Source organism: Sandarakinorhabdus limnophila DSM 17366 (assembly GCF_945882885.1).
Taxonomy (GTDB): domain Bacteria; phylum Pseudomonadota; class Alphaproteobacteria; order Sphingomonadales; family Sphingomonadaceae; genus Sandarakinorhabdus; species Sandarakinorhabdus limnophila_A.
This window is the reverse complement of the sequence record NZ_CAMCWT010000107.1, coordinates 1-3,932: the sequence shown is the minus strand read 5'-3', so window position 1 is coordinate 3,932 and position 3,932 is coordinate 1. Positions and strand designations below refer to the sequence as shown.

At 64.8% G+C, this 3,932-nt stretch carries 3 protein-coding genes and 1 pseudogene; all 4 read left to right on the top strand.

The features are described 5' to 3' along the window. A pseudogene (locus Q7O19_RS13230) lies at positions 1 to 258 on the top strand (hypothetical protein); the annotation flags it as partial. A gap of 23 nt (positions 259 to 281) precedes the next feature. Next, complete coding sequence (locus tag Q7O19_RS13225; RefSeq protein ID WP_303810958.1) at positions 282 to 746, top strand: MerR family DNA-binding transcriptional regulator; 465 nt, start codon at positions 282 to 284, stop codon at positions 744 to 746. Positions 747 to 750: 4 nt separating this feature from the next. Beyond that, the gene (locus tag Q7O19_RS13220) at positions 751 to 2,541 is read left to right on the top strand and encodes an acyl-CoA dehydrogenase C-terminal domain-containing protein (RefSeq protein WP_303810957.1); all 1,791 of its coding nucleotides are present in this window, start codon (positions 751 to 753) and stop codon (positions 2,539 to 2,541) included. Between the two features lie 11 nt (positions 2,542 to 2,552). Further along, on the top strand, positions 2,553 to 3,764 hold the full coding sequence (locus Q7O19_RS13215) for an acetyl-CoA C-acetyltransferase (RefSeq protein WP_303810956.1): 1,212 nt from the start codon (positions 2,553 to 2,555) through the stop codon (positions 3,762 to 3,764). Positions 3,765 to 3,932: the final 168 nt, after the last annotated feature.

The following is a 3,932-nucleotide window of genomic DNA, read 5'->3' as shown; positions in this document are numbered from 1 at the left end:
GCGGCGCTGGCCGCCATGGGCTTTGCCCGGTTGGACATCCTCCAGCCCGGCCTGCTCATCGGCTTTCGCGCGGAACGCCGACCGGTGGAACGCTTCCTGCAATGGGCCGCGCCCGTGATGGACCTCGCCCTGCCGCGCGACCTCGGCAGCCTGCCAGCTGGCATGGTGGCGGGTGCCATCGTTGCGCTGACGAAGTCCAACGAACCCGGCGTGTTCCGCCACACCAACCGCGCCATCGCCAGCTTGACCTTAACGTAAACGTCAACTACCCCCCTTGATCCATGAGCAATCCGGCTGAGGCTCCCCAAAACGACGAGTCGCCCGCGGCGCTGCTGCATGCCTTTGCCACCGCGCCCGCCCCGCCCGCCGCTGGTGATGCCAGCCATTTTTCGATCACCGAATTGGCGCTGGCCTTCAACATCACACCGCGCGCCATCCGCTTTTATGAAGACCAGGGCCTGATCGCGCCGGAGCGGCAGGGGCAGAACCGCATCTATTCCAGGCGGGATCGCGCCCGGCTGGCGTGGATTTTGCGGGCCAAGAATGTCGGGTTCAGCCTCGCCGAAATCCGCGAGATGATCGATCTGTATGACGTGGGCGATCACCGGCTGACCCAGAAGCGCGTCACCTTGGAAAAATGCCGCGCGCGGGTTGCCCTGCTGGAAGAACAGCGCGCCGATATCGACGCCACCATCCACGAGCTGCAACAATTTTGCGACATCGTCGAACAATCGATGAAAGCCTGATTCCATGCCCACCTATCGCGCCCCGGTGAAAGACACGCTGTTCGTGCTGGAGGCCGTTGCCGGCCTCTACAACCAGTCCCATGTGCCGGGCTTCGAGGCGGTCTCGCCCGATCTGGTCGAGGCCGTGCTGAACGAGGGCGGCAAATTCTGCAGCGAAGTGCTGGCACCGCTCAATCTGCCCGGCGACCGCCAGGGCTGCACGCGTCATGCCGATGGCAGCGTGACGGCGCCCGATGGATTTCGCGATGCCTACAAGCAATTCTGCGACGGCGGCTGGGGCGGGCTGATCGCGGACCCGCATCACGGCGGCCAGGGCCTGCCCTACACCATCGGTGCCGTGATGCAGGAGTTCATTGCCGCCTCCAACATGGCGTTCGGCATGTATCCCGGCCTGTCGGAAGGCGCGCAGGCGGCGATCGAGGTGGTGGGCTCGCCGGAGCAGCAGGCCAAGTGGCTGCCCAACATGGTACAGGGCCGCTGGACCGGCACCATGAACCTGACCGAGCCGCAGTGTGGCACCGATCTCGGCCTGATCCGCACCCGCGCCGAACCGAATGCCGATGGCACATGGTCCATCACCGGCACCAAGATTTTCATTTCGGCCGGTGAGCATGATCTGAGTGAAAACATCATCCACCTCGTGCTGGCCAAGACGCCGGGCGCGCCGGACAGCGTGAAGGGCATCAGCCTGTTCATCGTGCCCAAGTTCGTCGTGAACGACGATGGTTCGCTGGGCGCGCGCAATGCGGTTACCTGCGGCAGCATCGAACACAAGATGGGCATCCACGCCAACGCCACCTGCGTGATGAATTACGACGGTGCCACTGGTTACATGCTCGGCGAGGAGATGAAGGGCCTCGCTGCCATGTTCATCATGATGAACGCGGCGCGGCTGGGCGTGGGCATCCAGGGCCTGGCGCAGGCCGATGCCGCCTATCAGAACGCCGTCGATTACGCCAAGGGCCGCCTGCAGGGTCGCAGCCTGACGGGGCCGAAGAATCCCGAAGGCAAGGCCGATCCGATCATCGTTCACCCCGATGTGCGTCGCATGCTGATGGACGCGCGCAGCTATACCGAAGGCATGCGCGCGCTGATGCTGTGGGGCGCCATCCGGGTTGATCTGTCGCGCAAAGCGCCTGATGCGGCCGAGCGCGAGATGGCCGACGATCTGATCAGCCTGCTCACGCCCGTCATCAAGGGCTATGGCACCGATCGCGGTTACGAGGTCGCCACCAACTGCCAGCAGGTGCTGGGCGGCCACGGCTATATCGCCGAATGGGGCATGGATCAGTTCGTGCGCGATGCCCGCATCGCCATGATCTATGAAGGCACCAATGGCATCCAGGCGCTCGATCTGGTCGGCCGCAAGCTGGGTTTCAAGGGCGGGCGCGGCACGCAGGCGTGGCTGGGTCTCGTGGCCGGTGATATCGCGGCGGCGAGCGACGAACGGCTTGCCTTCATCGCGCAGCCGCTTGTCCGCGCGCTTGGCGATGTGCAGGCCGGGGTGATGTGGCTGCTGCAGAACGGCATGGCCAATCCGGATAATGCCGGCGCTGGCGCCACCGCCTTCATGCGGATGATGGGCCATGTCGCGCTGGGCCATATGTGGCTGAAGATGAGCGGTGCAGCGCTGGCTGCGCTTGATGCCGGCACCGGCGATGCGGATTTCTTCAACGCCAAGCTGATGACCGCACGGTTTTTCGCGGCGCGGGTGCTGCCGGAAACCGCGAGCCTGAAAGCCCAACTGGAAGCCGGCGCCGATACCGTGATGGCGCTGCCCGCCGAGATGTTCTGAGAGGAATGACGATGACTGAAGCCTACATCTACGACGCCGTTCGCACCCCGCGCGGCAAGGGCCGCAAGGACGGCAAGCTGCACGAGATCACGCCGATCCAACTGGCGACGCAGGTGCTGCAGGCCGTGCGCGACCGCACCGGCATCAACACCGCCGATGTGGACGATGTCGTGCTGGGCTGCGTCTCCCCGGTAGGTGAGCAGGGCAGCGATATCGCGCGCGTCGCCGTGCTCAACGCCGATTATGCCGAAACCACGGCGGGCGTGCAGATCAACCGTTTCTGCGCATCGGGCCTGGAAGCCACCAACATGGCGGCGGCCAAGGTGATGTCGGGCGAAGCCATGTTCGCCATCGGTGGCGGCGTGGAATCAATGTCCCGCGTGCCGATGGGCAGCGACGGCGCCGCCTGGGCGATGGATCCGGCCGTGGCCTACAAGACCTATTTCGCCCCGCAGGGCATCGGCGCCGATCTGATCGCCACCAAATATGGCTTCTCGCGCTCCGACGTGGATGCCTATGCGATGGAATCGCAGCGCCGCGCCGCCCAAGCCTGGAGTGAAGGCCGCTTCAAGAACAGCATCGTGCCGGTGCGGGACGTGATCGGCGAGATCGTGCTGGCCCATGATGAGCATATGCGCCCGCAGACCGATATGCAGTCGCTGGGCAGCCTCGCCCCGGCCTTCCAGGCGATGGGCGAGCAGATGCCCGGCTTTGATGCCATCGCCCTGATGCGCTATCCGGAAATCGAGAAGATCGACCATGTCCACCACGGTGGCAACTCGTCCGGCATCGTTGACGGCGCCTCGGCCATTCTGGTTGGCAACAAGGCGATGGGTGAGAAATATGGCTTGAAGCCGCGCGCTCGCATCCGTGCCATGGCCTCGATCGGCAGCGAGCCGATGATCATGCTCACCGGGCCCGAGTTTGTGGCCAACAAGGTGCTGCAGCGCGCCGGCATGACCAAGGACGATATCGACCTGTTCGAGCTGAACGAGGCGTTTGCGTCCGTCGTGCTGCGCTTCATGCAGGCGCTGAACATCCCGCACGACAAGATGAACGTGAACGGCGGCGCCATCGCCATGGGCCACCCGCTGGGTGCCACCGGCGCGATGATCCTGGGCACCGTGCTCGATGAGCTGGAACGCACCGGCAAGGGCACCGCGCTGGTCAACCTGTGCGTCGGCGCCGGCATGGGCACCGGGACCATCATCGAACGGATCTGAGCGCAACCGCCAGTCCATTGCAGAACGACATCAAGGGGAAACCCCAATGACCACCGCGATCCACACCGAACTCGATGCCGACGGCATCCTCCTGCTCACCATCGACGTGCCCGGCCAGTCGATGAATGTCATCACGCCCGAAGTGCAGGCCGATCTGGCCGCCGCCAT